This is a genomic window from Nocardia sp. BMG111209 (assembly GCF_000381925.1).
GTDB lineage: Bacteria > Actinomycetota > Actinomycetes > Mycobacteriales > Mycobacteriaceae > Nocardia.
Map to the genome: position 1 here is coordinate 3111946 of NZ_KB907307.1, position 24968 is coordinate 3136913.

Consider the following 24968-nt stretch of genomic DNA (forward strand, 5'->3'; position numbering starts at 1 on the left):
CGAATGCCCGACTTTCACTGACTGAAAATTGAATTCGCTAGATGAATGCTGCCGAGTATCGTCGCGGGCCCCGGAGCTGTCAAGCGCCGGGCCCTTCACCGGCGAACACCCGCAATTGCAGGGCCAGCAACCCGTAGTAGCCGACCAGGGTGGTGAGTTCGAACAGTCCGCGCTCGGTCAGCGCCGCCACCGCGGCGGCGTAGCCGGCGGCGTCGAGGCAACCGGTGCGGACCAGCGTGCGGGCCGTGTCCAGCGCGACCAGCTCGACCGGGTCCGTCACGGCGGATCGGTCCCCGGCGCGCACCGCGGCCAGCTCGGCCGCGGTGAGACCGCACGCGCGGCCCACCGCCTCGTGTGCCGACCGCTCGAAATCGCTGTCCCAGTGGGCGGCGACGACGAGGATGACCAGCTCCCGCACCCGCGCGGTGAGTACCGAGTGGTACCGCACCGCCGCACCCACCGACTGCAACGCCTGGCCGACGGGCGGGCTGAGCAGCATCGCGTTGAACGGCCCGCGCAGCCGGCCGTCGGCCTCGGTCAGCGCGAACGCCTGTGGCCCGGCCGCCCGCGGTCCGCCGGTGATCGCGCGGTACACCTCGGCCTGCTCCTCGGTCAGATCGCCGGGCAGGAACCCGGCCAGCCGTGCCGTCACCAACGTCTCCTCTCGTTGCGCGGTAACGCCCGCGTCCAGGGTCTGCGTAATATCAGCTTCCATACAGTGAAAGTCAGGAGAGTGGGGTATTCATGGCACGCGGAACCGCCGCGGATCCGGCCCGGGCCGAGCCCACCGAGACCGCCGAGACCGGTAAGCGCACCTATCAGGTCGAGGCGCTGGCCAAGGGGCTGCGGATCCTGTCGCTGTTCGACGAGAAACGCACCTCGATGAAGCTCACCGAAATGGCCACCGAGACCGGAATTCCGCTGCCCACCGCGTTCCGGATGGCCGCGACGCTGGTCACCGAGGGCTTCCTGGAACAGCTCGCCGACGGTGAATACCGGCCCGCGCCGAAGGTACTCACCCTCGGCTTCGCCTCGCTGCGCGGTCTGGACCTGGTGCAACTGGCCGACGGGCCGCTGCGGCGGCTGTCCGCGGTCACCGGCCAGACCGTCAACCTCGGCACCCTCGCCGGCGACCGGGTGCTGTACCTGATCCGCATCCGCAACAACGACCTGGTCACGGCCAATATCCAGGTCGGCTCGCAACTGTCGGCGGTGAGCACCTCGATCGGCAAACTGCTGCTCGGCATGCTCGACGAAACCGAGTTGCTGCGGCGGGTGACCGAGGATTCGTTCGACGGTTCCGCGGGCCCGAACGCGATCCGCTCGCTCGACGAACTGATTCCGGCCCTCGACGAGATCCGCGAGCGCGGCTGGGCGATCCAGGACGAGGAGCTCGCCTACGGCCTGCGCTCGGTGGCCGCGCCGATCCACGACGAGACCGGCGCGGTGGTCGCGGGCGTCAACGTCGCGGTCCCGGCCCGGGAGTTCCCGGTGCGCCGGCTGCGGCAGGAGCTGCTGCCACGACTGCTCGACGCCTGCGGCGAGGTCTCGCGCCTGCTCGGCGGCCACTGACCCGGCGATACCGGTGTCCGCCGGCAGGGGACGGCCGGCGGGCACCCGGGCCGGGGTGAATGTGCTCGCGGACGGCATCGTGGTGGCCTCAGACGAGGGTGCGGCCGCCGTCGACATACAACACCTGCCCGGTGACGAAGGCCGCCCGCGGCGAGGCCAGGAACAGCACCGAACCCACCACGTCCGCCGGCACGCCCAGCCGCCCGGCCGGGACCAGACCCGTCATACCTTCGCGCACACCGGGTTTCGCGAGATAGTCGCGGGTCAACTCGGTTTCGGTGTACCCCGGCGCGACCGCGTTGACGGTCAGCCCGGCCGCCGCGGTCTCCCGCGCCATCACCTTGACCAGCTGATCCAGCCCGCCCTTCGAGGCCGCGTAGGGGCCGTGGTTGGGGTGCGCGAGCTGCGAGGACACCGACGAGAAGAACACCATGCTGCCGCGCCCGGCCGGCCGCATCAGCCGCGCCGCGGCCCGGCCCGCCCAGAACGCGGTCGACAGGTTCAGCGTCAGGATCCGTTCCCACACCTCGTCGGGCATGTCCTCGATCGGCCGCCGATCGTTGGCCCCGACCGCGTGCACCAGCGTGTCCAGACCGCCGAGCGCGTCGGCGGCCTCCCGCACGGCCGCATCGCAGGCCGCCGACGTGGTCAGATCCGCCGGTAGCGGCCGCACCTCGGCCGCGGCGAGTTCCGGCTCGGCCACGAGCGCCTTCAACTTCACCCGGTCGACATCCGCGACCACCACCCGGGCACCGACCTCGGCCAGCCCTCGCACACACGCGGCACCGAGCCCGCCCGCGCCCATCACCAACACCCGCGCGCCGTCGAGTCCGAGCCATCCCATACCGTCACCGTGCTTTCACTCAATAAAAGTTAGTTTTGCCAGTCGATCGTAACCGCCGTCGGCCACGGCCGGGCACGAGGGCGGACGATCAGCGCGAGAGTGCCTCCAGCGGAAGCTGTCTGGTTTCCACACCCCAGCGCAGCGTCACCGCGCCGCCGACGACGAGCACACCCAGGAACAGCCCGAACACCGCGGCCGCGCCACCGCCGGCATCGAGGATCCAGCCGATCACCGTCGGCGCGATGACCACCGCGAGACAGCGCCACGCGCTCGCCGACAGCACGCCCCAGGACCGCATCCGGGTCGGATAGATCTCGGCGGTGTAGGCGTAGACCAGCGGATCGATCCCACCGACCGCGGCCAACATCAGCCCGCCGGTCAGCAGCAGCGCGGGCACCGAGTTCAGATGCCCGGTGGCGGCGAACAGCACGGCGAGTACCGCGCCGATCGCCGACACGAGATATCCGGTCAGGAACCAGCGTCGCCGGCCCACCCGGTCCACGGTCAGGCCGACGGCGACGATCATCGCGATGACGACCCCGTTGACCCCGGCACTGGCGAGACTCGCGGTCGACTGCGAGACGTGCGCGAGCTTCACGTAGAGGCTCGGCATCCACACCGTGCCGCCGAGCAGGGTGAAGTAGACGCTGAACCACAACACCCACGCGGTCACCGAGCGAATCCGGTACCGCCGGGAAACCAGCTCGCCCAGCCGGGTCGGTGCCGCGTCCGCGACCACCGGATCGGTCGTCGACTCGGCACCGGGTTCGACACCCGCCGCCGCCTCCATCGCCGCGATCGTGCGTTCGGCCGCGTCGAGCCGGCCGCGGCGGATCAGCGCGCGCGGCGATTCCGGCAGCACCCGCCAGGACAACGCGGCGATCAGCACGGGCACGGCGCCGACGGCGAACAACACCCGCCAGGCGGTTTCGTGCGAGACCGTCGCGAGCAGGACCGCCGAGGCCAGCGAGGTCGCCAGATTCCCCAGCGGCGAGGCTAATTTGTACAGCACGGTCACCAGGCCACGCTGCGAGGACGCGACGAACTCGCCCAGCATCGCCGACGCCGCCGGCGCCTCGACACCGAGACCGAAGCCCTGGATCAGCCGGATCGCCGCGAGACTGCCGATACTCCAACTGAAGGCGGAGATCAGCGCGAAGGTGCCCATGACCAGCAGCGAGGCCAGGAACACACCGCGGCGGCCCAGCCGGTCGGCGACCAGTCCGAAGCCGATCGCGCCCACGCCCTGACCGATGAAACCGGCGCTCACCAGCATGCCGGCCTGCCCGGGACCGAGATGGAAGGTCGACGAGATCGCGGCCAGCACCGTCCCGATGGACACGATGTCGAAGGCGTCGAAGAAGGTGCCCGCGGCCAGCGGGCCGACGACCCGCGCATGGAACCGCGAGACCGGTATCCGTTCCATTCGCGCGATCAACCGGTCCGCCGGGGAGGCGGTCCGGGATCCGGATTCGTTCGACACGACCATGGGTCACCGATCCCGTAACTGATGGACTTTCACATTGCGAAAGTCGATTTCTCCATCGAAGCCTGTGCAGCACATCACGGTGACCGATCCGCGTCAAGAGCCGGTTCGTCGGCGTCCCGGCCGATCGTGCCGCGGATCGTCCGGGTCGCTCCCGGCCACGACCGGGTCGCGGGCGACCGTGCGCGCGCTCGATATCGCCGGGACTCCGGTCACCGTCCGGCAGAAGCGGAGAGCGGTGTCGACCAGGTACGGCACGTCCGGTGCGCCGTCCCAGAAATGCCCGGCGCCGGCGATCAGGTCCAGCTCCACGGGCGCACCCACCGCCCGGAGTGCGGACGCGAGCCGGATGCTCTGCGCGGCGGGCACGTGCGCGTCGGCGGTCCCGTGCGCGAGCAGGATCGGCGGCGCCTCCGGATGTACGTGGGTCAACGGGCTCGCCGTCCGGGCCCGGTCCGGCGCGGCGGCGATCGGGACGCCGAGGAAACGGTCCTCTCGCGAGGTGTCCGGTTCGTGGGTGGCGCCGTGCAGCGCGCGCAGGTCGTCCGGCAGGCCCGGCAGATCGGTGGGCGGAAACCACGCCACCACACCGCGGACGGCGAGCGGATCGTCCCGCCGCAACGCCGCCAGCAGCGCGAGGTGGGCGCCGGCGCTCTCGCCCCACAGCACGATCGCGTCCGGATCGAGCCGCAGGCGCCGGTTTTCGGCGCGCAACCAGTGGACCGCCGCGCACAGATCGTCGACCGCCGCCGGCCAGATCGCCTCCCCGCTGAGCCGGTAGTCCACGGCGGCCACGGCGAATCCGCGTGCGGCGACGGCGGAATGGAAGGCCGGCCCGTCGCCGCCGAGCACCGGCAGTGCCCGTCGGCGGGAACCGCGCTGCCAGCCGCCGCCGTGTACGTACACGATCACCGGACGGTCGCCCGAAACATGGTGCGGTAGATACAGATCCATTTCCAGCGGCCGGAATCCGACCACCTCGCGATAGACGGCGCCGGGCATTCGCTCGATGTCCGCATCCGTCCCGCTCATCGGGCGCCGGCGAGTTCGGATCGCAATTGCGGTGCGCGATGGACGAATTCGCCGTCCTGGAGCACGGCGAGCAGGTTCGCGGGATCGGCCAGCCGGGATACGTCCCGGCACGGATCGCCCTGCACCACCAGCAGATCCGCGAGGTAGCCGCCGGTGAGCAACCCCACCGGCCGCTGCATCAACAGGCCGCCGAGGTGGGTGGCCGCGCGCAGTACCTCGGCCGGGGTGTAGCCGAACAGGTCGACGAACAGCTGGAGATCGCGCGCGTTGCGGCCGATCGGATTGTTGGGGAAGCCGTAGTCGCCGCCGGGAAGTACCCGCAGGCCACGGCGGCGCAGCTCCCGATACAGCTCCTGCTGCGCGGCCAGTGCCGCCACCGAACCCATCGCCTCGGCGCGGCCCGCGTCGATACCGAATTCCGCGCCCTCGTGCACGTTCGCCCACATTATGCCGACCGCGGGCGAGAGGAAGATCTCGTCCTTGTGCTCCTCGAGCAGATCGATCGCCGCCTCGTCGGCGTAGGTGCAGTGGTAGATCGATCGGAAGCCTTGCCGCACAGCCAGTTCCACGGCCTGCGAGGACTGCGCGTGACAGTTGAGCAGCACCCCGGATGCCCGTGCCTGCTCCCCCGCCGCGGCGGCCTCCGCCGCGCTGTACTGCGTGACCCGCGATCCGCCGGGCACGAAGACGTCGTCGTTGCTGAGCAGCAGTTTGACGCTGTCGAAACCCAGTTCGGCCTGTTCGCGGACGAAGTCCCGGACCGCGGCGGGTCCGGTGGCCTTCGGCTCGGGGCCGCGCGGGCCCAGTCGCACCGGATTGTTGTCCCGTTCGAAGGAGGCGGTCCGCAGCCGTGGCCCACGCGAGATACCTTGTTCCAGTTCGGCTTTCAGGTGCACCTCGGTGGGCACCGGGGTCAGCGAACCGGCCGAGTAGGCGCTGGTGAAGCCGGCGCGCAACAGGATGGCGGCATTGCGTCGGGCGATGGCGAGCAGTTCGTCCGGCGGCGGCAGCTCCCGGAAGAAGCTGACGTCCAGCGGCGGGTTGAACCGGGTGTCGAGATGGCCGACGGCGGACGGAAAGGTCAGGTGCGCATGCGATTCCACCAGGCCGGGCATGACCGTCGCGCCGGTGCAGTCCACCACCACGTCGCCGGGTTCGGCGACGGTCCCGCCGCCGACGCGGACGCTCTCGATCGTGTTGCCCCGCACCACGACGTCGCCGGGCGCCGGCGGAGTACCCGAACCGTCGAAGACCAGACCGTTGCGGAAGAGTAGCCGGGCATCGGCGATCGGCGACTGCACATTCACTGTTCGATCCTCACTATCGCTTACTGAAAGCTGCTTTCCACTATTGGTGACCTGGACCACAAACTCCAGTAGGATCCGACCCGTTATCGTGAGGCAGAACCGAACGATGCTGTTCGATTGCTCCGGGAGTGGGCCGATGGACCTGTCGCTGCACGCGCTGCGCTACTTCGTGGCCGTCGCCGAGGAACTGCATTTCGGCCGCGCCGCGCAACGGCTGCGCCTGACCGCGCCGACGGTCAGCGAGCAGATCACCAAACTCGAGGCCAAACTCGGCGTGGCGCTGCTGCGGCGCACGTCCCGGCGGGTGGAGCTCACCCCCGACGGCCTGGAACTGCTGGAGCTGGCGCGGGCCACGCTGGCCGACCACGATCGGATCGTCGCCTGGGCCGAGCGCAAACACCGGCAGCGGGAGCCGGTGCTGCGCGTCGGCTTCGTCGGCGCCAATTCCGTCATCACCGAGATCCTGAGCAGCGCGGCCCGGGAACTGCCGGGCATCCGGCTGGAGACCCGGCAACTGAGTTTCACCGGCGGTGTCGAGGCCCTGGTGGACGGCGAGGTCGACGCGGCCTTCCTGCCCGGCCCGGTGCCGCGGCGGCCCGGACGGCTGCGCAGCCTCGTGGTCGACCGGGACCGGCGGGTACTGGTCGTCCCCGCCGGACATCCACTGGCACAGCGGGACAGCGTCGGCATCGCCGAACTGGGTGACGAGACCTTCATCGCCGCAGCGGGTCCGGCGGAGGTCGTGAACTGGTGGGTGGTCGATCCGCGGCCCGACGGGACCTCACCACGGCGCGGCCCGCGGGCCCGGTCGCTCGAGGAGATGCTCGAGCTGTGCGCGGCCGGGCTGGGCGTCAACCTCGCGCCGGAATCGGTCGCCGTCTACCACAGCCGGCCCGATCTGCGTTTCGTACTCGTCCCCGATATCCCGCCCGCCGAGGTCCTGCTCTGCACCCCGGCCGAGCCCGGACATCCGCTGACCACGGCATTCGTCCGCATCGCCCGCCGGCACGCCCGGACTGCCACAGCCTGAGCGGTCCGCCGATGTGAACGCCCACAACGCGATTCGGTGACGATTTGCGCGCAAGGGGTTCCGCGCGGGGGGAACTCGTGGATCATCTACGCGTCCGCGTTGTCACGATGGGGTTCCGGTCATGATCCGAAAGTTCGTCCTGCTTGCTGCCACGGCTGTGGTCACCGTGCTTTCCGCAGCGGTTCTCTCGGCGCCCGCGGGCGCGACGACCGTCAACTGCGCGTATTCGGGGCCCATCGTCGGAAACCCTGGCATGCAGTATGTCTGCTATGTGGTCCACGACGACGGTTCGAGGGAGACGTTCTATGCCCCAGGCCCCCGAGCAATCCCCTGATCCGGTCGTCCATGTGACACAACAACCGCGGTTCGTGTCGCAATCGGACGGGCGGGTGCGCGCCTACTATCCCGGCGAGGACTGGTTTGTCGTCGGCGCCGACCGGGCGGACGCGGTCGACAAACTGGCCGACGAAGTCGATCTCCGGATGCAGAATCCGGATTATGTGGCAGATCATTTCGCCATGACCCAGCGCCACCTGGCCGGCGAGCGGACCCCCGGATTCGAAGCCAGCGAGATCAGCCGCGGCGAGTACGAGCATCGCATCATCGTGGCGGCCGACCGGCTGCACGACCTCCCCCGGCCCGATCAGGGCGACGAATAGGCCCCGTCCGGTCCGGACGAAGGAGAGCGGGATGGTCGCGGCGGCCCGGATGGCATGGATCCGCGATATGGCCGGGCATTCGGAATAGTCCGGCGGCGGCGCGCTGTTGAGTGTCCGTATGCGAGCCATCGGGTTGAGTGAGTTCGGCGGTCCGGACGTGTTGCGGGAGTTCGAGTTACCGGAACCGGAGGTCGGGCCGGGTCAGGTGCGGATCCGGGTGCGCGCGGCGACGGTGAATCCCGCCGACGCGGTGTTCCGGGAGGGTCTGCTCAACCGGGCCTATTTCGGCGAGGTGACGCCGCCGTGGATTCCGGGCTGGGAGGCGGCCGGGGTCGTGGACGCCGCCGATCCGGCCTCCGGCTGGCGGGTCGGCGACGAGGTCACCGCGATCGTCGGGACCGTCCTGCGGGCTCGCGGTGGTTACGCGGAACAGATTGTGCTGGACGGTGATTCGGTGACGGCCCGCCCCGCGGGCACCGACTTCGCCGCCGCCGCGACACTGCCGATGAACGGGCTCACCGCGGTCGCGGCGCTGGATCAGCTCGCACTCGCCGACGGTGCGGCGCTCGCGGTGACGGGCGCCGCGGGGGCGGTCGGCGGCTATGTGGTGCAGCTGGCGAAGGCCGCCGGGCTGACCGTGGTCGCCGACGCCGCACCCGCGGATGCGGACACCGTCCGCGCATTCGGCGCGGATGTCGTGGTGGCACGCGGTGATTCGTTCGCCGAGCAGGTCCGGCGCGTCTTCCCCGCCGGTGTGGACGCGGTGATCGATGCCGCCGTCGTCGGCGCCGCGGTCCTCGCGGCGGTCCGCGACGGCGGCGCCTACGCGGCGCTGCGCCGGGCCGAACTGACCGGCGGCGTCGAATCCGTCCGCGGTATCGCGATGCACGACGTGAAGGTCCCGGAATACATCCACCGCCGCGATCGGCTGGACGGACTCCGCGAACTGGTCGAGGCGGGCCGCCTCACCCTGCGTGTGGCGCGGACCCTTCCCGTCACCGAAGTCGCTGCGGCCCACCGGTTGCTGAACACCCGGGGACTGCGCGGCCGCATCGTGCTGGAGTTCTGAACCACGCGGCAAACTCCGTTCCGATTGCGCCGCGACTATTTCGGACGATGGACCAGATCGCCGAAACGGCCGCGCCGTTTCCGGTACATCGACGCGTCGTTCCGGATGTGTCAGAATTGATTCGGTGGGGCTCGTTTCATCCAGTGAATCGATCTGACGCATGCGCATATTCATCAGTCATGCCGGCACGGATGTGGCCGCCGCACTGGCCCTGAAACAATGGCTCGTGCGGCAACGCCCCGAGCTCGCGGGCGGCATTGTTCTCGACACCGAAGTCGCCGGTATCCGAGCCGGAAAGCACTGGCGGGACGCGATGCGAGCTGCGGTGACGGATGCGGATGCGGTGATCTGCCTGATCTCGCCGCGCTGGCTCAGATCGGCGGAGTGCCGGGCGGAATTCCGGACCGCGGAAGTTCTCGGCAAGCGAATCCTCTGCGCCGGAATAGAACCCGCCGAGGACGACACGATGCGCGAGTGGCAGCGTTTCGAACTGTTCGGTCCCGGACCTTCCGTCGCGATTGCGGCCCGGCCGTATCCCGATCCCGTGCGCTTCACCGAATCGGGTTTACGGCTGCTGATTTCGACCGTCGAGGCGCCACCGGCACCGCCGGCGGCCGAACACGATGCGGCGATCCCCGGGCAACAGGCGATCGTGTCCGGCGAGGAGAACATCACCTTCCAGTCGAATCGCGATGCCGAGGTCATCATCAACCACGCGCCGTCGAATGCGGCGGTCCGCTCCGGCGCGCTGATCATCGGCGGCACCGTGCTGCTGGGCGCCACCATCATCGGTGCGACGCTGATGTTCTCGCCGGGCCGGCACGAGATACCGCGCGCCCCAAGGGCATTCGGCGCCCCGGCCGCTGTGCCCGGGGCGGACGGCGTCCCGCCGTTGCAGTGGGCGGTCACCATGGCCGACAGCGATCTCGACAACTGCCACGCCTGGACGTTCCCGCCGCCGGTATCGGCGCTGCCCTACCACGAATTCGCCGACGACATGGCCGAGAACGACGCGTGGGCACTGAGCCACGGCGGTATCGAGAAGGACCGCGCCGTGTACACGATCGTCGTCCAGGGCACCGACGACCGGCCCGTGGTCATCCGCGACCTCCGGCTGAAGATCCTGTCGACTTCGGCTCCGCGCCAAGGGTTCACGCTGCATCGCGCACTGGGCTGCGGCGGTCAGCCGAACGAGCGGCACTACGAGGGCGACCTCGGCGGCACGGATCCGCGCATCCGGCTGATCGATCCCGACCGGCCCGATTCGGCCACCGCCGCGCCGGCCGGGACCTACACCGTCTCCCGGAACGAGCCGGAGGTCTTCGCGGTCTACGTCTTCGACTCCGCACCGCAGCCCGCACTGTATTCCTACGAGTTCCAGCTGGAGTGGAGCCGCGGCGGCGTCGCCGACACCGTGCACATCTCGTCCGCGAACAACCGGCCCTTCCAGCTGAACGCGACCGATCGCTCCGAGTCCGACCCCGGCTACTACCCCGCCGACGGTGCGTGGCAGGAGATCCGCTGAACGGCGAGAATCAGCGCACCGGGGGCGGATTGCCGTCGGCGCTGGCCGCGAGCGGATACGGCCACTCGCAGACCCGGCAGGCATACCGGAACGCCGAGCGGGCGAAGGCCAGGGCGTCGGCGGCCGGATCCGCGGCGGCGCGCACGTCGTCCCAGTCGAGCAGATACTCCCCGACCTCGGAATTCCAGTGCGCGGCAGCAGGTTCCAGCGTCAGCGAGTCGAAACCCGCCGGGGCGGGGTGCGCGTAGGCGTAGAACGCGGCGCGGCCGTAGCGCTCGTCACCGGGCCACCAGCCGACCGCGACCTCCTGAGCGTCCATGGCGTTGCGCATGATGAAGTCGTTCGACGGCGGCGCGGCGGGTTCCCCGGAGAACAGGCTGACGGCCAGGTCGAACGAACCCCACCAGGCGTTCACCGGGGTGGCGCGGCCGCGATAGGGCGCCCGGTACGCGGCCAGCACCTGCGCCGCCGAGGTCGCGGCGGCGAAGTAGGCGTCGACCTGTTCGGGGACATAGGTGGCGTGTTCGTCGTCGGCGTCCAGCGGCACCGTCCACGACACCTCCTGCGGCACGGGATCGAAGTCGACCGGACCACCCAGCCCGCGCACCGCCGCCAGCACCGCGCGGGTCACCTCACCGACGGATCGGTTCGGGGTCAACGGAATTCGCGTCGCGGCCCCGCCGCTGTGCTCCACCACGGCGGTATGCGCCCGCAGATCGAGCAGCACCACCAGCGAGCCCGAACCGTCCGGGGCCGGCAGGGCGCCGGTTTCCCAGCCCCGCGCGGTCAGTTGCAGCGCCGCGTGTTGCAACTGCGGCTGCGGCGGCGCCAGCCGCGCCGACAACTTCCCCAGCACCTGAGTGTGCGCGTGCAGGGTGTCGCAGGTGGGACGCCACTTCTCGTAGGGCAGTTCCGGCCACATGGATCGCACCCGGCCACGCTATCGCCCGCCGGCCCCGGCAGCCGACCGATGCACGCCGATCGTTGCCCATCGGATACCTCCCGCGGCGGCGGCGATCGCGGATGTCACCGCAGTATCGTGTCGAGAACCTGTGCGGGCGTTTCGATCTGGGGCATGTGGCCGGTGCCGGGCAGCAGGGTGAAGGTGGCCCCCGGGATCGCGGCGGCATAGGCCCGGCCGTAGCCGGGACGGACGATGCGGTCGCTGTCGCCCCAGACGACGTCGACCGGCAGCCGCAGCTCGGCCAGGCGGCGCCGCAGGGTGGGATCGGTCATCGTGGGGCCGGTGTAGGCCGTGAGCGCGTCGAGATCGGGCGCCGGGGCGGGAACGCCGGGCGGCGGCACCGGCGCGGCCGACGGATCGTGGAAGGAGTAGGTCCGGACCTCGGCCGGTGACATGCCGCTGATATCGGTGATCGGCTGGTCGTCGACCTCGATGCCGACGGCGTCGACGACGACCGCGCGGGTGACGCGCGGGTTGCCGCGCAGGGCCATCTCGGCGGCGAGCCAGCCGCCGAAGGAGTTGCCCACCAGCGTCACGTCGCGCAGTTCCAGCCGGTCCAGCAGGCCGAGGTAGAGGTCGGCCAGCGCCGCGACATCGCCCACCTCGGCGGGGCGCGGGGTGCCGGCGAAGCCGGGGTGGGTGGGGACCAGGACCCGGGCCCGCGCGCGTTCGGCGAGCAGCCCGGCGAACGCGGCCATGGTCGCGGGGCCGCCTCCGCCGTGCAGCAGCAGGTAGGTCCGGGTGCGGTCGTGGTCGGCGACAGTCAGATCGACGGTGCCGAGCGTGGTGGGGGTGATCATCGGTTCTTCTTCCGTCCGTGGGGCCTCGCGTTCTATGTAAGCAACCTTAGATCAGCTTCCTTATATAAGCAACGTTCTTCGGTCGGGTAGCATCGCGGCATGGCACGCCACCCCGCCGAGGTCGCCCTCGCCGTCAAACGGTTGCAGCACCGCCATCACCGGGCGTTGAGCCGGGCCCTGGCGCCGCTGGATCTCTCACTCGTGCAATGGGATACGCTGCGCCACCTGCATCGGCAGCCGGACGCGTCGCTGCACGATCTCGCGATCCTGACCTTCCAGACCGATCAATCGTTCGGCTCGCTGGCCACCCGGATGGCCGACCGCGGCCTGATCGAGCGGGTGCCCGGTCCGGGACGGGCGGTGCGGCATCGGCTCACCGAGAAGGGGGAACGGCTGCGCGAGCAGGGGCAGCGGATCGCGGACGGCGTTGTCGCCGAATCGTTTCGCGCGTTGTCGGCCGAGCAGCTGGATCAGCTGGGACGCCTGCTCGATACGGCGCTGGGGCCGGACCCGGTGAGCTGACATTTCTCCAAGACACCGCCGCCGCGGTCCGCGAAGGTGAGCGGTATGCACGAAAAAACTACCGCCGCAACGACACCCGGTCGGCGGCGCTTCCTCGGTCTGGTGACCGCGGCGGTCGCCCTGGCCCTACCGGCGGGCCGCACCGCCGTCGCGTCCGCCGATTCCCTCGATTCCCCCGATTCCCGCGAACAGCTGGTGCCCCTGCCGGACGGGAACATCCACGTCGTCACCGACGGGCCGCCCGGCGCGCCGGCGGTCGTGCTGCTGCACGGCCTGGCCGGATCGACCGCCTGGTGGGATCCGGTGGTCCCTGCCCTGGCGGATCGCCGCGTGGTGCGGATCGATCTGCTCGGGCACGGCCGCTCGGACAAGCCCGACACCGGATACGGCATCTCCGAACAGGCCGGTCGGGTCGCGGCGGTCCTCGATCGGCTGGGTGTGGACCGCGCGGTGATCATCGGCCATTCCACCGGCGGCTACGTGGCGACCGCGCTGGCCGAACAGCACCGGGATCGGGTCGCCGCGATCGGCCTGATCGACACCGGCCCGCGGCTGGACGCGTTCACCGACAACGGGCCGGTCGGCGATCTGCTGTTCGTCCCGGCGATCGGCCGGCCCCTGTGGCCGCTGCTGCCGGACGCGGCGATCCGGGCCTCGCTCGCTTCGGCGTTCACCCGCGATGTGCCGATCCCCGATCAGCTGGTCGCCGACGTCCGGAGCATGACCTACCGCAGCGTCACCGCCACCTCGGCGGCCTCGGACGCCTACCTGCGGGAACGACCCGAACCGGACCGGCTCGCCGACCTCGGCCTACCGGCGCTGCTGCTCTACGGCAGCCGGGATCGGCGCTGGCAACCGGGGGCGTTCGAGGAGTACCGGCAGGTCCCTCGCCTCCGGCTCGAGAGCCTCGACTGCGGTCACACCCCGATGATCGAGGAACCCGGGGCCACCGGTGCGATCCTGCGCGCCTTCGTCGAACAGTCTTGAGGCGCAGGCTGTTTCACCGATCACCGATCACCGCGACGCGGCCGGGCCGCGCGGCGGTAGGCGCCGGGAGTGGTGCCGACGCGGGTGCGGAAGCGGCGGCGCAGGTTGACCGCCGAGGTGAGGCCGACCCGGGTCGCGATCACCTCGACGGGCAGATCCGTCTGTTCCAGCAGGGTGCGGGCCTCGGCCACGCGGCGGGCCAGCAACCAGGCGCCCGGACTGGTGCCCAGGCGGTCGGCGAAGCGGCGGGCCAGGGTGCGCGGCGACACACCGAGGTGAGCGGCCATGTCGCGCACCGACAGTGGGGTCGCCAGCCGCGAACCGGCCCAGGCGAGCAGCCCGTCCAGATCGTCGATCGGCGGATGCGGCGACCGGTCGCCGTCGCGATGCGGTGACATCACCATGTGCCGCGCGAGCAGCGCGGCGTGGGCGGGTCCGTGGTCGCGCCGGACCAGGTGCAGGCACAGGTCGAGCACGGCGCCGGCGCCCGCGCTCGTGGCGACGTCGCCGTGGTCCACGTACAACCGATCCGGTTCCACCCGCACCCGCGGGAATTCGGCCGCCAGCTGCGCGGCCCGCGCCCAGTGCGTGGTGGCCGAGCGGCCGTCCAGCAGTCCGGTGCGGGCCAGCGCGAAGACGCCGGAGCAGATCGTCACCAGGCGCGCGCCCCGCGCGTGCGCCGCGAGCAGCGCCCGGCGCACCGGCGCCGGCAGCGGTTCGGCCACCGGCGCCCAGCCCGGGATGAGGACGGTGTCCGCGGTGGCCAGTGCCGACAGATCCCGTTCCACGGAGATCGTGTATCCGGCGGTGGTGGGCACCGGCCCCGCGGACTCCGCGCACACGTCGAATTCGTAGTACTGCGGCACCTCGGCGCGCACGGTCCCGAACACCTCGACGGCACAGCCGAGTTCGAAGGTCGACTGCACCGGACGGACCAGGGCCACCACGCGATGCACGGCAGAAATGTACCCCTCGCGGACCCGTCCGGCTCTGTCCGGGTGCCGTGATGCTCGGCATCGTGGCAGGTATGCATCCCGAGATCCTGTCCCAGGACGGCTATGTCGCCGTCGCCGTCACCGAAGCCCCGGTCCGCGAACTGTTCCCGGGTATCCGGCTGCGCCCGCTGTGGCGCGACGGGTCCGGCGCCCACGCGAACGTGCTGGAGATGGACCCGGGCTCGTCGTGGCCGCGCCGCGACGTGCACGAGCCCGGACCGGAGGAGGTGTTCGTGGTCGCGGGTGTATTCCACGACGGCGCAAGGGATTACCCGGCTGGCACGTTCCTGCACGCCCCGGCCGGGACCTGGCACGTGCCGGCGACCACCACCGGCTGCACGCTGTTCCTGTTCTATCCGCGGGGCTGACGCCGCTCAGCGGTGGTCGACCAGGCGCACCTGCGGGGCGACCGCCGCCAATACCGCGGTGAGCCGGGCGATGTCGAGGCTCCAGCCGTCGATCCCCTTGGCGCACTGGAGCAAACGCTCGTCGGGGGCGCCGGCCAGCGCCGTGACCGCGTACATCAGGCCCCGGCCACCGGAGTTGGCCGGCATGCTGGGCAGCGGCGGCGCGCAGGTGTGCCGCAGGATGCCGATCCACGGATGACCCGCGGCGGTGTACTGCCGCCACAGCACGACGGCCTCGACATCCGCCCACGGGAACTGCCGCGTGGTCGCGCGATACCGGATCATATTGCCGCCCAGCGTGATTCCCGACGGATCGACGCGCAGCGCGACCCGCCGGGACAGCGAACTGACCAGCGCCAGCAGCCCACCGCCGCCGAAGAGCAGCAGCGTGCCGACCCGCGCGCTGAGGGACATGTGCGGCGCGAGAATCGCGCCCGCCACGAAGGCCGCGGCACACAGCAGCAGGAACACCGTCTTCGGATTGAAGCTGTATCGCTGTTCGTAGACCATCCCCGCACCCCGGCATCCGGACCGGCCCTCCTCCGGATCCACGCTAGCACCGCCGTACTCCGGCCCACAGGGCCGCCGCGGTGAACCTCCGCGCTCGGATACGTTGCCGGACAACGACTCAGGCGTGCCGGTCGGCGGAGCGGGCCGGTAACCGGCGTGCGGCGGCACGGATCCGGGACGCGGCGGCACGGACGGACCGGCCTGGTCGCGGGCGGGGCACGAAATCGTAACCATTGTGCTGCCGCACAGCGTGCATCGCTGTGCATCGTTTCTGCATCGTTTACGCTAGGCTGGAGGCACCTTTCGAGGAAGGACCCTTGCCCGCATGGGCTCACATTCGCTTGCCCCCAGCGCCGCGCCGGGCGTCGACGGCGCGCCGCCGGGCGCCGCCGAGCCGATCGGCGCCTGGCGCGCCGGCGTACGGGCGCGCGTACTCGACGAACTCGGATCCTTCCTGGACCGCAACCACATCGCCCCGCTGCACGGCATCGCCGTCGACGACGTCGCCCGGCAATACGTCGGCGGGGGGAAGTGCCTGCGGTCGAGTTTCATGTATCTGGGCTGGTTGTGCGGTGGTCCGCCCGAGCCGGCGGCGGTGCGCGCCGCCGCCGCGCTGGAACTGCTGCACGCGTTCGCGCTGCTCCAGGACGACGTGATGGACGAGGCGGAGGCGCGCCGCAATCGGCCCGCCGCCCATGTCCACTTCGAACAGCGGCACCGGGCGGCCCGCCTGCCCGGCGACGCGCGCCGATTCGGCGAATCCGCGGCCGTGCTGCTCGCCGACATCTGCCTGATCTGGGCCGACACCATGCTGCGCGGCAGCGGGATCGACCGCGAGGCCCTGCACCGGGTGCTGCCGCGCTACGACGCCATGCGCACGGAATTGGCGCTGGGGCAGTTCGCCGATCTGCTCAACGACGCCCGCACCGATCCGGACCTCGAGACGGTGCTGGCCGTCGCGGCCGCCAAATCCGGCAACTACACCGTGCGCCGACCGCTGGAACTCGGTGCGGTGATGGCCGATTGCGCGGCGGACACGCTCGCGGCGCTCGGCCGCTACGGTCACATCATCGGTGAGGCGTTCCAGCTGCGCGACGACATCCTCGGCGTGTTCGGCGCTCCCGCGGTCACCGGCAAACCCGCCGACAGCGATCTGGGCCAGCACAAGGCCACCACGGTGGTGGTCGCCGCCCGCCGGCTCGCCGACGCCGCCACCCTGCGCGAGCTGACCGCGCTGTTGTCGGCGCCCGCACTCGACGCCGCGGGGGTCGAACAGCTGCGGGTGCTGATCACGGCGACCGGCGCGCGGGAGTACATCGAGCGGATGATCGACGAGCGGATCGCCGAGGCGCGCGGGATCACCGCCGCCGCACCGCTGCCCGAGCCACAACGGCAGCTGCTCGACGGCATGGCCGACATCTGCACCGACCGGGAAACGTGAAGGAGCGCGATGCGCACGATCAGGGGCCGCAGCGACCACATCGTCGTCGTGGGGGCCGGACTGGCCGGACTGTCGGCGGCCCTGCACCTGGCGGGCCGCGGCCGGACGGTCACGGTGCTGGAACGCGATCCGGTGCCCGGCGGCCGCACCGGACGGGCGGATATCGGCGGCTACCACCTCGACACCGGTCCCACGGTGCTCACCATGCCGGAGCTGATCGAGGAGGTCTTCGCCGCCGTCGGTGACCGGATGTCGGACCGCCTGACCCTGCGGCCCGTCGAACCCGCGTACCGGGCGCGCTTCGCCGACGGGCGGGAGATCGACGTGCACACCGATGCCGAGCGGATGGCCGACGAGGTCACCGCGTTCGCGGGTCACGCGCAGGCGAACGGCTATCTGCGCCTGCGGGATTGGCTGACCCGCCTGTACGACGCGGAGTTCGATCGGTTCATCGCCGCCAATTTCGACTCGCCGCTGTCGATGCTGACGCCGGGGCTGGCCCGGCTCGCCGCCCTCGGCGGATTCCGGCACTGGGACCGCGCGGTGGCCGATCACGTCAGCGATCCGGATCTGCGGCGGCTGTTCACCTTTCAATCCCTCTACGCCGGTGTCACACCCGACCGGGCCCTGGCCGTCTACGCCGTCATCGCCTATATGGACACCATCGGCGGGGTGTGGTTCCCGGAGGGCGGTATGCGCGCGCTGCCCGACGCCCTCGCCGCCGCGGCCGAGGCGGCCGGGGTGCGGATCCGCTACTCGACCACGGTGACCGGCGCCGACCGGGAGGGATCGCGGGTGCGCGCGGTCGTCACCGCCTCGGGTGAGCGGATCGCGTGCGATGTGCTGGTCACGACCACCGAACTGGCCGACACCTACCGCATGCTGTCGCATCGGTCCCGGCGGCCGCGGCCGGTCACCGCGGCGCCGTCGGCGGTGGTCCTGCACCTCGGATGCACCCGGGTACCCCATGCGGCGCACCACACCCTGCTGTTCGGCCGTGCCTGGGAGGAGGCGTTCCGCGACATCACGGTGCACGGCCGCGTGATGTCCGATCCGTCGCTGCTGCTGACCCGGCCCACCGCCGGGGATCCGGCGCTGGCGCCGGCGGGCCGCGATCTGCTGTATCTGCTCGCGCCGGTGCCGAATCTCGAACGGGGCCCGATCAATTGGGACAGATTCGCCGCCGCGTACACCGAGGAACTGCTCGGGGTGGTCCGCGACCGGCTGCCGGACGCGCTGCCGGACGCGCAGGTCCTGCGCGTGACCACACCCGCCGACTGGGCCCGGCAGGGTATGACGGCCGGCAGTCCGTTCGCCCTGGCCCACACCTTCGCCCAGACCGGACCGTTCCGGCCCGCCAACATGATCCGGGGCCTGGACAATGTGGTCCTGGCCGGCGGTTCCACCGTTCCCGGAGTGGGTATCCCGCCCGTGCTGATCTCCGGACGGCTGGCCGCCGATCGCGTCACCGGCGTCGCGGCCCGGTCGCGGGCGTATCGCGGCCGGGTCGTCGCCCGCCCCCGGCCCGCCCCTGCGAGCTGATCGGAAACATATGACGGACAACATCTTCGCCGTGGACGACCGATACAGCGGGACCCTGCGCGAGTCCTACCGCGCCTGCCGGGAGCTCAATGCCCGGCACGGCCGCACCTTCTTCCTCGCGACCCGGCTGCTCACCGCCGAGCAGCGGCCGGCGATCCACGCGCTGTACGGCTTCGCGCGCCGCGCCGACGACATCCTCGACCGGATCGATCCGGCGGCCGGCGCCGACGAGCGCGCGACGCAACTGGACGCGCTCGCCGCGCGGTTCCGGGCCGGCGACACCGACGGCGAGGCGGTACTTCCCGCGGTCCTGCACACCGCGCGCACGCACCGCATCCCCGACGCCCTGTTCGAATCGTTCCTGACATCGATGCGGATGGACCTGACCGTCACCGACTATCCGGACCGCGCCGCGCTGGACCGCTACGTGTACGGATCCGCGGAAGTCATCGGCCTGCAGGTACTTCCGGTGCTCGGCACGGTCGCGCCGCCCGAGGAGACCGCGCCGTACGCGGCGGCGCTCGGAAAAGCGTTCCAGCTGACCAACTTCCTGCGCGACGTGGATGAGGATCTGGTCCGCGACCGCGTGTACCTGCCCGCCGACGAACTCGCCGCGCACGGGGTCGACCGCGACCTGTTGCAGTGGTGCCAGGCGCACCGCCGCACCGAGCCCCGGGTCCGCCGGGCACTCGCCGCGCAGCACGCGATCACCCGCGACGTCTACCGTTACGCGCGCAGGGGTATCGCGCTGCTCGAACCGCGCTCGCGGCCGTGCGTGGCGACCGCGTGCACGCTCTACGGCGAAATCCTGGACCGCATCGAGGATCTCGACTTCGACATCTTCGTTCACCGTGCCCGCGTGGGCATTCCGCGCCGGGCCGTGGTCGGGGGCCGCGGGCTGGTACAGGCCTGGCGCGCGCGGCGCGCGGACGGGCAGCGATGACCACCCCGGTCCGTGCGGACGCGGCGGGCACCGACCCGCGCCGAGTCCGGCATCCCGGCACACCCGGTGCGCAGGATCTCACCCAGCTGGGCGTCGCGCCGCGGGTGGCGGTGATCGGCGCCGGTATCGCCGGGCTGGCCGCGGCGACCGGTCTGGCCGAACGCGGGGTGACCGTCGAACTGCTCGAGCGGGAGGATTTCCTCGGCGGCCGGGTCGCCGGCTGGACCGAACAGCTCGCCGACGGTGCCGACGTCGGGATGAACCGCGGCTTCCACGCCTTCTTCCGCCAGTACTACAACCTGCGGAAGTTGTTGTCCCGCAGCGATCCCGGCCTGACCCGGCTGCGCGCGCTGCCGGACTATCCGCTGATCGACGCCGACGGCCGCCGCGACAGCTTCCGCAACCTGCCTCGTACCCCGCCGTGGAACGCGCTCGCCTTCGCCCTGCGCAGCCCCACGTTCCGGCTACGCGACCTCGTGCGCATCGACGCGCGCGCCGCCGCGCCCCTGGCCGCGGTGTCGGTCCCGGAGATCTACGACACCCTCGATCATCTGGACGCGGACAGCTTCCTGCGCTCGGTCCGATTCCCCGCCGCCGCACAGCATCTGGCCTTCGAGGTGTTCTCCCGCAGCTTCTTCGCGGTGCCGCACCACATGTCGGCCGCGGAACTGGCCGCGATGTTCCACATCTACTTCCTCGGCTCGAGCGAGGGGCTGATCTTCGATGTGGCCGAGGACAATTTCGACACCACGCTGTGGACACCGTTGCGGGAGTATCTGACCGGCGACGGGGTGCCGGGTACGGTCACCGTCCGCACCGGGGTCCGCGTCACCGGGATCCGGCGGCCCGGCGCGACCGGTCTGCGGGTGCTCGACGAGACCGGCGGCGCACTGGATGTCGACGCGATCGTGCTCGCCACCGATATCGCCGGACTGCGTGAGATCGTCGCCGCCTCACCGGAACTCGGTATCGCACCGTGGCGCGCCGCGATCGCCGGACTCGCCACCGCCCCACCGTTCCTGGTGCACCGGCTCTGGCTCGACCGCCCCGTGGACCCGAATCGCCCGGCGTTCATGGCCACCGGCGGCCTGGATCCGCTGGACAACGTGAGCGTCCTGGAACGCTACGAGAAGGGCGCGGCCGACTGGGCCCGGCGCCACCACGGCAGCGTCGTCGAACTGCACGCCTACGCCCTGGATCCCGAATCCGGGGCCGATCCGCGCGACCGGTTGCGCGACCGCCTGCACGAGCTCTATCCGGAGACCGCCGACGCGCGCGTCCTCGGCGAGACGACCCTGCGGCGGGCCGACTGTCCGCGTTTCGCCCCCGGCGATTTCGCGGGCCGGCCGAGTATCCGCACCCCCGATCCCGATGTGGTGCTGGCCGGTGACGGTATCCGCATCGATCTGCCGGTGGCCCTGATGGAACGCGCCGCCACCACCGGCTGGACCGCCGCCAACACGCTGCTGGCCCGCTGGGGCGCCGCGGGCCACGGCCTGCAGACGGTGCCGACCCACGGCCGCTCCCGCCTGCTGCGCAGCCTCGCGACCCGGACGGCGGCACTGTGAGCCGGATCCGAGCGGTCACCGACCGGGCCAGGAAAACCCTTCCCCTGCACCTGTTCTCGCAAACCCCGTGGCCCGCACAGCAACCCACCTACGAACAGGCCCGGCCCGACCTGATCGAGTCCGCCCTGAAATCGGCGACCGCGCAACCCTCCGGAAACTGGTACGTCTTCGCCCCGAGTCGCGATATCCGCCCCGGAAAACCGTTCGGCGCCACCGTCTCCGGCGTGGAGATCGTCGCCTGGCGCGACACCGGGGGCGTCCTGCACACCGGTCCGCGCGCCTGCCCGCACCTGGGCGCCGACCTCGCGACCGCCCGGATGCACGACGGCGCCCTGCTGTGCCGCTGGCACGGCCTGCGCCTCGACGGCGCCTGCACCGCCCGCTGGGCCCCGTTCCCCGCACACGACGACGGGGTGCTGGCCTGGGTCCGGCTGGATCCGGTCGGCCGCGAAACCCCCACGGACGCACCGATACTCCCCGAACGCCCGGCGAACACCCGGGTGCACGCGGTCGCCACGGTCACCGGCGCCTGCGAACCGGACGACATCATCGCCAACCGCCTCGACCCCTGGCACGGATCGTGGTTCCACCCGTATTCCTTCGCGAACCTCGAGGTCACCCGCACCCCCACCCCCGACGACGACCGCTTCCTGCTCACGGTCACCTTCCGCGTCGCCCCCCGCGTGGGCGTCCCCGTCGAGGCCGAATTCACCTGCCCCGACCCGCGCACCATCGTCATGCGCATCCGGTCCGGCGAGGGCGTGGGCAGTGTGGTCGAAACCCACGCCACCCCGGTGGATCCCGGCCCCGACGGCAGCGCCCGCACCATGGTGACCGAGGCCGTGATCGCCGACTCCGCCCGCCCCGGCTTCCGCGCCGCCCACCACGCCCTCCCCCTGCTGCGACCCCTGATGCGCCACACGGCCTTACGTCTCTGGCGCGACGACCTCGCCTACGCCGAACGGCGGTATCGGCAGCGGATGCGGACCTAGCCGCGCCGCGGCCGGGTGGCGAGCGCGGCAGTCGAGCGCGGGGCGGATTCGGGAGGCATATCGACGATGCCGGGCACGGCGACCGAACGCGCTGCGGTAACCTTCTGCCGCATGTGTCGTCGGCCGAGACAGTTCAGTCCGGATATTCGGCGATCAGCGCGAATCGCACCTTCAGCTCCGGAGACCGCTTTGCCTTCTCGACCAGATCCGACCCGCAGATACCGCTGGTGGCCCGGGGTGGTGATCGCGACCATCTGCCTCGCCGCGATCGTGTTCTTCGGTCTCGTATCGCTGACCCTCGACGGACGGCCCGCCGCCTCGCCGTTCGACGGCTGGGTCGCGGTGCTCGGGTCCGATCAGGACCCGATGGACGATCACGTCGAATTGTCCGTCGCCCCTGCGCTTCCCGGCGCACCCGGGGATCACCCGCAGCTGACCTATGCGGTGGCCGTGTGCGGGGACAACCCGTTTCACGGCATTCTGCTTCTCGGCGGTGATGCCCGGCTGGCGGATCTGCGGCCGACCGGGCCCGCCTCCGCCGACGCCGCCCCGCCGGCGGTGAACACCCTGCCGAATCCGATCGTCGACGACATCCAGTCCGGGCAGCGGCTGACGCTCGGCGGGACGCAGCAGGTCGATCTGGATTTCCCGGCCGTCGAACCGTGCGTGCCGTCGCCCTCCGGCGCTCCGATGGCCGGTGCCCCGGCACAATTCACCGGCACGGCGGGCGCGAGCATCCAGCGGCACTGGGACCTCGGCTGGTGGAGCGCACCGCGGCAGAATCAGGCCTGGCCCCGGATCGGTTCGCTGCCGGGAACTTCCGCGAACGACCTGGGTCCGTTCGCCGGCGTCGACGGGTTGTCCGGTACCTGGGCCAGGCCACCGGCGACGACCTTCCGAGTAACCGCCGGGCCGGTAGCCGGCACGACGTTCGTCGAGGCCGCGGCGCCGGCCGCCACCACACCGGCCGGATTGGGCTGGGAGCTGCCGAATCCGTTCCAGCCCTCGGCACGGTTGACCGACACCGAATCCCAGAATCGCTGGCAGCAACTCCGCGTCCTCGCCGGCGTCCTGCTCGGGCTCGCGGTCGGTGTGGCGGCGCTGCGGCTGTACGGATGGCTGCGGGGCAGGAGGACCGTCGGCACACCGGCCGTGGAGCTGCCGGTGACTCCACAGCCGGTGTGGCACAGGCGTTCCCACGACGCCCGGCCGCCGGTCGTCATGGACGAGCCCCGGCCGCCGCTGGAGCTGATCGCGGTCTCGCTCGTGCTGATCTCCACGGCGGCGATCTGGTTCGCCAGATCGACCCGGCGCCGGGGCCGGTAGGGGCCCGGCCGAACCGGGCCACCGCACCCGTTACCACCGTGCTACGTTGAAGAGGCCGGGTTGTGGCCCAGGCAGGACAATGCCGCGTACGCGTCACCCGCGCCGCGCCGACCAGCCACGGATTGCTCGATGAGTGCGCCTCTGCCCGCGACACCGATCATGCGATCGCCAACCACCGACCGGAACGAACATCGGCCCGCGCGCCCGCCTCGCCGCCGCCGTTCACCCGAGTCGGCACCGTCAGACGGGGCCCGAGCAACCGAAAGTAAGGCTGCACAACTTGATATCGTTCATCTGGTCTCCAGGGAATCCGTTGCCCGCAGGCACCGGCGGATCGGAAAATTACACCGTCGGACACGTCCGGGAACTGAATCGGCGTGGTGAACCCGCCCAGGTGGTCACGGTCGGCCTCGGGATCGAGGACGGCCGGAACGAATTCACCGATGTTCCGTTCCACTCGTTGCCGGCGCTCGCCGATGTCGCCGAGTTGGACGGCACCGTCGTCTTCGTCAACGAACCACATGATGTCGCGACCAGGCAACCCGCCTTTCTCATCCTGCACAACCCGCCGCCCATCCGGGAACGGCACCGAGCGTTCGCCGTCGAGGGCACCCGAGACCGGGCGCTGATAGTCACCAGCCGGTACGCGGCGCGGCTGTGGTCGGACTACCTGGACGTCGATATCGCCACCGTCAGCATCGTCTATCCGTTCGCCGAGCCGTGTTTCGCGACGCACGTGCGGGCCGCCAACGACACCGGTAGGACCCGAGTGTTGTTCGCGGGCAGGCTGAGTCCGGAGAAAGGCGTCTACACCCTGTTGGAGACACTGCACATCGACATCATCGAGCAGGATCCGGAACTCACGTTCACGGCCACGACGGCAGGCGTGGACAAGCCGCAGGGAAGGATCATCGAACGACTGCTGATCGAGCATCCGGCGATCTCGGTCGTCGCGACCCGCAAGTCGGCGGAGAGCATGGCGGGTCTGATGACCACGCACGATATCGTGGTGATGCCGTCCAACAGCCAATACTGGCACGAAACCTTCGGGATCGTCTCGATCGAGGCCCAGCATTCGGGCTGCCGGGTGGTCGCCTCCGACGACGGCGGCCTGCCGGAAACAGACTGCGGCGGGGTGATTCTCATCGCACCGGACAATGCCGAGGCACTCGCCTGGGGTATCCGCGCGGCAGTCGACAGCGGTCCCCTGCCCGCCGCGGTCCGGGAGGCCGCCGGGATGAGGTTCACCGTCGAACAGTCGGTGGACGCGCTACTGAGCGTGTTCACCCGGCCGTTGCCCGTCTCGCCACGGACCATCGTGCGGCAACTCGAGGAACTGATCCTGGCGCCGTCGACCGTGGAATCGGATTCGCGCCTCCGGCTGCAGGGCGTCGGCGGAAGTCCTGATTCGATGCCGTGACCTGCGGACGGAGGCCCGGGACGGAGG

The 24968-nt window shown here is 71.0% G+C and carries 24 protein-coding genes; 15 read left to right on the forward strand and 9 right to left on the reverse strand.

Translation table 11 applies throughout. The annotated features are described in order from the left end of the window. Positions 1–79: 79 nt before the first annotated feature. Positions 80–715: a carboxymuconolactone decarboxylase family protein gene (locus G361_RS0114195; RefSeq protein WP_081635385.1), complete on the reverse strand. Its 636-nt coding sequence runs from the start codon at positions 713–715 to the stop codon at positions 80–82. Positions 716–744: 29 nt separating this feature from the next. Between G361_RS0114195 and G361_RS0114200 the strand changes: the two genes are divergently transcribed. Then, on the forward strand, positions 745–1572 hold the full coding sequence (locus G361_RS0114200; RefSeq protein ID WP_019927752.1) for an IclR family transcriptional regulator: 828 nt from the start codon (positions 745–747) through the stop codon (positions 1570–1572). 88 nt (positions 1573–1660) lie between these two features. Here the strand turns inward: G361_RS0114200 and G361_RS0114205 are convergent, their stop codons facing one another. The 4 genes from G361_RS0114205 to G361_RS0114220 all read right to left on the reverse strand — a co-directional run bounded on the left by G361_RS0114205 (position 1661) and on the right by G361_RS0114220 (position 6241). Continuing rightward, the gene (locus G361_RS0114205) at positions 1661–2416 is read right to left on the reverse strand and encodes an SDR family NAD(P)-dependent oxidoreductase (protein ID WP_019927753.1); all 756 of its coding nucleotides are present in this window, start codon (positions 2414–2416) and stop codon (positions 1661–1663) included. Positions 2417–2504: 88 nt separating this feature from the next. Next, positions 2505–3905, reverse strand: a complete 1401-nt coding sequence (locus G361_RS0114210; RefSeq protein ID WP_019927754.1) for an MFS transporter — start codon at positions 3903–3905, stop codon at positions 2505–2507. 93 nt (positions 3906–3998) lie between these two features. Continuing rightward, complete coding sequence (locus G361_RS43630; protein WP_019927755.1) at positions 3999–4934, reverse strand: alpha/beta hydrolase; 936 nt, start codon at positions 4932–4934, stop codon at positions 3999–4001. Beyond that, positions 4931–6241 carry an amidohydrolase family protein gene (locus G361_RS0114220; RefSeq protein WP_019927756.1) on the reverse strand — a complete coding sequence of 437 codons (1311 nt, stop codon included), beginning with the start codon at positions 6239–6241 and terminating at the stop codon, positions 4931–4933. Before G361_RS0114220 ends, G361_RS43630 begins: the two co-directional genes overlap by 4 nt. 136 nt (positions 6242–6377) lie before the next feature. On the opposite strand from G361_RS0114220, the gene G361_RS0114225 reads away from it, so the two are divergent. The 4 genes from G361_RS0114225 (at position 6378) to G361_RS46960 (ending at position 10524) form a co-directional block, all read left to right on the forward strand. Next, positions 6378–7271 carry a LysR family transcriptional regulator gene (locus G361_RS0114225; RefSeq protein WP_019927757.1) on the forward strand — a complete coding sequence of 298 codons (894 nt, stop codon included), beginning with the start codon at positions 6378–6380 and terminating at the stop codon, positions 7269–7271. Between the two features lie 305 nt (positions 7272–7576). Then, positions 7577–7930, forward strand: coding sequence for a hypothetical protein (locus G361_RS0114235; protein ID WP_155981447.1), 354 nt, complete (start codon positions 7577–7579; stop codon positions 7928–7930). Positions 7931–8048: 118 nt separating this feature from the next. Next, the gene (locus G361_RS0114240) at positions 8049–8999 is read left to right on the forward strand and encodes an NADP-dependent oxidoreductase (RefSeq protein ID WP_019927760.1); all 951 of its coding nucleotides are present in this window, start codon (positions 8049–8051) and stop codon (positions 8997–8999) included. Positions 9000–9159: 160 nt separating this feature from the next. Continuing rightward, positions 9160–10524 carry a toll/interleukin-1 receptor domain-containing protein gene (locus tag G361_RS46960; RefSeq protein WP_052172665.1) on the forward strand — a complete coding sequence of 455 codons (1365 nt, stop codon included), beginning with the start codon at positions 9160–9162 and terminating at the stop codon, positions 10522–10524. A gap of 10 nt (positions 10525–10534) precedes the next feature. Here the strand turns inward: G361_RS46960 and G361_RS0114255 are convergent, their stop codons facing one another. Together G361_RS0114255 and G361_RS0114260 are read right to left on the reverse strand one after the other, a co-directional pair. Next, entirely contained in the window at positions 10535–11446 is a 912-nt protein-coding gene (locus tag G361_RS0114255) for a DUF5996 family protein (protein WP_019927761.1), read from the reverse strand. A 104-nt stretch (positions 11447–11550) separates the two neighbouring features. After that, the gene (locus tag G361_RS0114260; protein WP_019927762.1) at positions 11551–12288 is read right to left on the reverse strand and encodes an alpha/beta fold hydrolase; all 738 of its coding nucleotides are present in this window, start codon (positions 12286–12288) and stop codon (positions 11551–11553) included. A 99-nt stretch (positions 12289–12387) separates the two neighbouring features. Here G361_RS0114260 and G361_RS0114265 point away from each other — a divergent pair, with 99 nt between their 5' ends. Together G361_RS0114265 and G361_RS0114270 are read left to right on the forward strand one after the other, a co-directional pair. Then, complete coding sequence (locus G361_RS0114265) at positions 12388–12810, forward strand: MarR family winged helix-turn-helix transcriptional regulator (RefSeq protein WP_019927763.1); 423 nt, start codon at positions 12388–12390, stop codon at positions 12808–12810. A 45-nt stretch (positions 12811–12855) separates the two neighbouring features. After that, positions 12856–13797 carry an alpha/beta fold hydrolase gene (locus tag G361_RS0114270; RefSeq protein ID WP_026343022.1) on the forward strand — a complete coding sequence of 314 codons (942 nt, stop codon included), beginning with the start codon at positions 12856–12858 and terminating at the stop codon, positions 13795–13797. Positions 13798–13817: 20 nt separating this feature from the next. On the opposite strand, the gene G361_RS0114275 is transcribed toward G361_RS0114270, so the two are convergent. Continuing rightward, positions 13818–14753, reverse strand: a complete 936-nt coding sequence (locus tag G361_RS0114275; protein WP_019927765.1) for a GlxA family transcriptional regulator — start codon at positions 14751–14753, stop codon at positions 13818–13820. Between the two features lie 71 nt (positions 14754–14824). Here G361_RS0114275 and G361_RS0114280 point away from each other — a divergent pair, with 71 nt between their 5' ends. After that, positions 14825–15160: a cupin domain-containing protein gene (locus tag G361_RS0114280; RefSeq protein WP_026343023.1), complete on the forward strand. Its 336-nt coding sequence runs from the start codon at positions 14825–14827 to the stop codon at positions 15158–15160. A gap of 6 nt (positions 15161–15166) precedes the next feature. On the opposite strand, the gene G361_RS0114285 is transcribed toward G361_RS0114280, so the two are convergent. Then, entirely contained in the window at positions 15167–15709 is a 543-nt protein-coding gene (locus G361_RS0114285) for a hypothetical protein (protein WP_019927767.1), read from the reverse strand. A 325-nt stretch (positions 15710–16034) separates the two neighbouring features. Between G361_RS0114285 and G361_RS0114290 the strand changes: the two genes are divergently transcribed. The 7 genes from G361_RS0114290 (at position 16035) to G361_RS43640 (ending at position 24941) form a co-directional block, all read left to right on the forward strand. After that, on the forward strand, positions 16035–17150 hold the full coding sequence (locus G361_RS0114290) for a polyprenyl synthetase family protein (protein WP_019927768.1): 1116 nt from the start codon (positions 16035–16037) through the stop codon (positions 17148–17150). A gap of 9 nt (positions 17151–17159) precedes the next feature. Next, positions 17160–18692 carry a phytoene desaturase family protein gene (gene crtI, locus G361_RS43635; RefSeq protein ID WP_019927769.1) on the forward strand — a complete coding sequence of 511 codons (1533 nt, stop codon included), beginning with the start codon at positions 17160–17162 and terminating at the stop codon, positions 18690–18692. Between the two features lie 10 nt (positions 18693–18702). Next, the gene (locus tag G361_RS0114300) at positions 18703–19635 is read left to right on the forward strand and encodes a phytoene/squalene synthase family protein (protein ID WP_019927770.1); all 933 of its coding nucleotides are present in this window, start codon (positions 18703–18705) and stop codon (positions 19633–19635) included. Then, on the forward strand, positions 19632–21203 hold the full coding sequence (locus tag G361_RS0114305; RefSeq protein WP_019927771.1) for an FAD-dependent oxidoreductase: 1572 nt from the start codon (positions 19632–19634) through the stop codon (positions 21201–21203). Before G361_RS0114300 ends, G361_RS0114305 begins: the two co-directional genes overlap by 4 nt. Beyond that, positions 21200–22195 carry a DUF5914 domain-containing protein gene (locus tag G361_RS0114310; protein ID WP_019927772.1) on the forward strand — a complete coding sequence of 332 codons (996 nt, stop codon included), beginning with the start codon at positions 21200–21202 and terminating at the stop codon, positions 22193–22195. Before G361_RS0114305 ends, G361_RS0114310 begins: the two co-directional genes overlap by 4 nt. A 189-nt stretch (positions 22196–22384) precedes the next feature. Then, positions 22385–23521, forward strand: coding sequence for a hypothetical protein (locus G361_RS0114320; protein WP_155981449.1), 1137 nt, complete (start codon positions 22385–22387; stop codon positions 23519–23521). A gap of 313 nt (positions 23522–23834) precedes the next feature. After that, a complete protein-coding gene (locus tag G361_RS43640; RefSeq protein ID WP_019927775.1) occupies positions 23835–24941 on the forward strand; it encodes a glycosyltransferase family 4 protein in 1107 nt (368 codons plus the stop codon). The last annotated feature ends 27 nt before the right edge of the window (positions 24942–24968 follow it).